Source organism: Aeromonas sp. HMWF015 (genome assembly GCF_963878965.1).
GTDB classification, from domain to species: Bacteria; Pseudomonadota; Gammaproteobacteria; order Enterobacterales; family Aeromonadaceae; genus Aeromonas; species Aeromonas veronii.
On sequence record NZ_CAWNZT010000015.1, the window covers coordinates 1 to 3226 of the forward strand.

Here is a 3226-nt window from a genome sequence, read left to right on the forward strand (position 1 = left end):
TCGGTTTTGCCTACTTTTACCAGAAGGTAGGAGATTTCAAGGCAGCCGAGACCCATTACAAGAACGCCCTTGCCATGGATCCGTCCAATGCTGACGCAATGAACAACTATGGTGCCTTCCTCTGTGATCGCGGCAGGTATGCCGAGGCAGATCAGGCGTTCAACCAGGCTGTTATTCAGCCAGGTTACGTAAAAATTGCCGATACCTATGAAAATGCGGCACTTTGTGCGCTGCAAAATCGCAGAAATGATAAAGCAGGCGAGTACTATCGCCTGGCCTTGGGGTATAATCCCCGCAATCCAGGGTTATTGCTGGACTTGGCCGAGCTTTCCATGAAAGATGGCAAGCTGCCTGATGTGCAATCCTACCTCGCCCGTTTTGCCGATGTGTCAGACGAGAACGAGGAGAGTCTCTGGTTGAGACTTCGGCTGGCACAGGCGATGGACAAGCCGGCATTACTTCACCAATTCGGGACTGAGCTGGTAAGGCAATATCCCACTTCGCAACAAGCCAAGCGTTATTTAGCCAATGACTATTGAACAGCAACACGATTTCCAAGACGACTCCCAGGCAGTAGGCCCAGGCCAATTGCTGCGCAACGCCCGTGAACAGCTTGGCTGGACACGAGAACAAGTTGCGTCCCGCATTCACCTTCGTCTGACCCTGATCGCCGCTATCGAATCGGATACCTACGACAAGCACACCTCCCATACCTTTATTCGGGGCTATCTGCGTACCTATGCCAAGCTGGTCGGGATCCCCGATGAGACCATTCTGGCCGCTTACGACAAGCTGGGTCTGACTCCTCCCGACAATATCGACATGCAGAGCTTCTCCCGTCGCTCCCGCCAGCAAGCCAACGACAGTCGGCTCAAGGTGGTGACCTGGCTGGTGATCCTGGTGTTGATTGCGCTCTCGGTCGCCTGGTGGTGGCAGAGTACTTCACGCCGCTCCGCCGGTGATGAAGCGCTGGCAGCCACCGAGATGAGTGCAACCAGTTCGACCCCGGCTGAACCTGCTATCACGCCGCCCGATGCGAGCAATATCGCTCCGGTGGAAGGCGCTACCATCGCACCGGCCGCCACGGACGTGGCTGTCCCTGCGGTGGTCTCCGATGCGACTGCTACCCTGGCGCCTGCTTCTGCGGCTGTTGCCCCGACCGATGTCAGCGCGGCTGTCGGCACTGCGACCGATGCTGCGGTATCCGGCGCCAATGGCACCGAATCTGAAGAGGCTGTCGTGGATCCGGCGACTGTGCCGCAACTGAAGATGAGCTTCACCGCCGATTGCTGGCTGGATGTGAAGGATGCCAACGGCAAGACCCTGTTCAGTGGTCTGAAGAAGGCCAACGACGAGCTGGTGCTGGAAGGCGCCGAGCCCCTGAAGTTCATCATTGGCGCGCCCATGGCCGTCAAGCTTGACTACAAGGGGCAGTCGTTTGATATGAGCCGTTACAACAACGGTCGTACAGCCCGCTTCTCATTGCCGCAGGAGTAATCTGTTTCCCATGTCTTCTCACGAATCACCCATCATTCGTCGTAAATCCAGACAGATCATGGTTGGTAATGTACCGGTTGGGGGCGATGCACCCATTACCGTGCAGACCATGACCAATACCAAGACCACAGATGTCGCCGCCACCATCGAGCAGATCCAGCGGATCGAGCGGGTCGGTGCCGATATCGTCCGTGTCTCCGTGCCCACCATGGAAGCGGCGGAAGCCTTCCGGCTCATCAAACAGCAGACCCGCATCCCCATCGTCGCCGATATCCACTTCGACTATCGCATCGCCCTGAAAGTGGCCGAATACGGCGCCGACTGCCTGCGCATCAACCCGGGCAACATCGGCAACGAGCAGCGGGTGCGATCTGTGGTCGATTGCGCGCGCGACCTCAATATCCCGATCCGTATCGGGGTCAATGGCGGGTCGCTGGAGAAAGATATCCAGGAGAAGTACGGCGAGCCGACCCCAGAGGCGCTGGTAGAGTCCGCCATGCGTCACGTGGACTACCTCGATCGCCTCGATTTCCAGGATTTCAAGGTGAGCGTCAAGGCCTCCGATGTGTTCCTGGCAGTCGGTGCTTATCGCCTGCTGGCCAAGCAGATTGAACAGCCGCTGCACCTTGGCATCACCGAAGCGGGCGGTTTCCGTGCCGGCGCGGTTAAGTCTGCCATCGGTCTGGGTATGCTGCTTACCGACGGCATCGGCGATACCTTGCGGATCTCGCTGGCGGCGGATCCGGTGGAGGAGGTAAAGGTCGGTTTCGATATCCTCAAATCCCTGCGCATTCGCTCCCGTGGCATCAACTTTATCGCTTGCCCATCCTGCTCACGGCAGGAGTTCGATGTGATCGCCACTGTCAACGCGCTGGAAGAGCGGCTCGAAGACATCATCACCCCGATGGATGTTTCCATCATCGGCTGTGTGGTGAATGGCCCGGGCGAAGCGCTGGTCTCCGACCTTGGTCTGGCGGGTGCCGCCAACAAGAGTGCCTTCTATGAGGGGGGCCAGCGGGTCGATCGGCTCGATAACAAGGATCTCATTCCAACTCTGGAGCGCCGCATTCGCGCCCGCGCCGCCATGCTGGATCCCGCCAACCGGATCCCGATGGACAAGGAGTGAGCGAAACAGGGCCACATTGGGTGGCCCTTTTTCCAGGTGACTGATTTTAAATCCCGCATCCGGATTCCCTGATTTTACCTTGGGGGGGAAAATCCCTATAATGCGGCCAAATTTTACCTCTTTTTCTCGAGTATCAACGTGGCAAAACAGATCCAAGCTATTCGCGGTATGAATGATTGCCTGCCGGAGCAGAGCCCGGTATGGCAGAAGGTTGAACAGATCCTGCGCCAGGTCGTTGCCAGCTATGGCTACAGCGAAGTGCGCATGCCGATTGTCGAGCAGACTCATCTGTTCAAGCGCGCCATCGGTGAAGTGACCGACGTGGTCGAAAAAGAGATGTACACCTTTGAAGACCGTAACGGCGACAGCCTGAGCCTGCGTCCGGAAGGGACCGCCAGCTGCGTCCGTGCCGGTATCGAACACGGTCTGCTCTACAACCAGGAACGCCGGATGTGGTATATGGGCCCCATGTTCCGTCACGAGCGTCCCCAGAAGGGCCGTTACCGCCAGTTCCACCAGTTCGGTGTCGAGCTGTTTGGCATCAACGGGCCGGACATTGACGCTGAGCTGATCATGCTGACCCACCGCCTGTGGCGTCTGTTT

4 protein-coding genes are annotated in these 3226 nt (G+C 57.9%); all 4 read left to right on the forward strand.

All coding sequences use genetic code 11. The features are described from left to right. A partial coding sequence (pilW, locus tag AACS18_RS00615) for a type IV pilus biogenesis/stability protein PilW (protein ID WP_108611984.1) occupies positions 1–539 on the forward strand: 539 nt, incomplete at its 5' end. After that, complete coding sequence (rodZ, locus tag AACS18_RS00620; RefSeq protein WP_108611985.1) at positions 529–1497, forward strand: cytoskeleton protein RodZ; 969 nt, start codon at positions 529–531, stop codon at positions 1495–1497. The genes pilW and rodZ, both read left to right, overlap by 11 nt. A gap of 10 nt (positions 1498–1507) precedes the next feature. Continuing rightward, the gene (gene ispG, locus AACS18_RS00625; RefSeq protein ID WP_005333801.1) at positions 1508–2623 is read left to right on the forward strand and encodes a flavodoxin-dependent (E)-4-hydroxy-3-methylbut-2-enyl-diphosphate synthase; all 1116 of its coding nucleotides are present in this window, start codon (positions 1508–1510) and stop codon (positions 2621–2623) included. A gap of 138 nt (positions 2624–2761) precedes the next feature. Further along, positions 2762–3226 (forward strand): histidine--tRNA ligase (locus AACS18_RS00630; protein WP_146184733.1); only part of this gene is annotated, 465 nt, incomplete at its 3' end.